The sequence below is a fragment of the Kocuria sp. WN036 genome, assembly GCF_002287015.1.
Taxonomy (GTDB): domain Bacteria; phylum Actinomycetota; class Actinomycetes; order Actinomycetales; family Micrococcaceae; genus Kocuria; species Kocuria rosea.
In genome coordinates this window covers 1-1,092 of record NZ_NSKF01000074.1, presented here as the reverse complement: position 1 = coordinate 1,092, position 1,092 = coordinate 1, and the positions used below count along the sequence as shown (strand labels likewise).

General features: G+C 66.4%; 3 protein-coding genes. 1 reads left to right on the top strand and 2 read right to left on the bottom strand.

What is annotated here, in order from left to right:
• The coding region (locus CK505_RS18105; RefSeq protein WP_176475294.1) for a transposase at window positions 1-206 on the top strand (206 nt) is incomplete at its 5' end.
• 162 nt (window positions 207-368) lie between these two features.
• Here the strand turns inward: CK505_RS18105 and CK505_RS18100 are convergent.
• Window positions 369-821 (bottom strand): nuclear transport factor 2 family protein, encoded by a 453-nt coding sequence (locus tag CK505_RS18100; RefSeq protein ID WP_095651924.1) that lies wholly within the window; start codon window positions 819-821, stop codon window positions 369-371.
• Window positions 822-876: 55 nt separating this feature from the next.
• A partial coding sequence (locus CK505_RS18095; protein WP_141246867.1) for an IS3 family transposase occupies window positions 877-1,092 on the bottom strand: 216 nt, incomplete at its 5' end.

Here is a 1,092-nt window from a genome sequence, read left to right as displayed (position 1 = left end):
AGTCGATCAACGCCCGCTACCGGCGGGCGGTGCGGGCGCGCGGGCACTTCCCGAACGAGGCTGCTGCGCTGAAGTGCCTCTACCTCGTCACCCGGTCTCTTGATCCGACCGGCGGCGGTAGAGCACGCTGGGTGATGAGGTGGAAGCCGGCGCTGAACGCGTTCGCGATCACCTTCGCCGGACGGTTCGAGAGAACCACTCACTGATGAAAACCGCCGGACCCCACACACCGTTTATCGGACAGTCCCGTGTTTCGGGGCCAGCGATATTGGCGTGAGACGTGTCGTTCCCCGGACCCGGGAATGGCCGGCCACAAGGGCGGCCATCCGCGGACTCTGTGGCTGGCAGGGGTGGGACTTCCGCCGTCGTCACCAGACGGGAAGCTCGCCCTCGCCGGGAGTGCTGCGCAGGTCGGACTCTCCGATGGCGACGTCGTTGATGGAGGCCTCGCGGCGGCGCATGTAGCCGAGTTCGTCGAATTCCCACAGCTCGTTGCCGTAGGAGCGCCACCACTGCCCGCCGGTGTCGTGCCACTCGTACTGGAATCGCACTCCGATCCGGTTGTCCGTGAAGGACCAGAGGTTCTTGCGCAGGCGGTAGTCGAGCTCGTGGTCCCACTTGTCGGTGAGAAAGGCGACGACCTCTTCACGCCCGCGGATGTGTTGGTCGCGGTTGCGCCATTCGGTGTCGACGGAGTAGGCCCCGGCGACGCGTTCGGGGTCACGGCTGTTCCAGGCGTCTTCGGCGGCCTGGACCTTGGCGAGGGCGCTCTCGTGGGTGAAGGGCGGAAGCGGGGGGCGCGGCTGGTCAGGAGTGCTCATGTGCCCATCCTTCCGGGGCGCGGGGGACTGATGCACCGATAGGTGACAGGTTGGGTCAGGCAGCCTGAAGGGCTGGTGTGGTCATGATGGTCTCGTACTCGATGGGGGTCAATCTCCCGAGCGCGGCTTGGCGTCGCCTCCGGTGATAGGTGCGTTCGATCCAGACCACGATCGCCATCCGCAGCTCCTGGCGAGTGGCCCAGCGACGGCGGTCCAGGACGTTCTTCTGCAGTAGTGCGAAGAAGCTCTCCATGGCCGCGTTGTCGCCGGC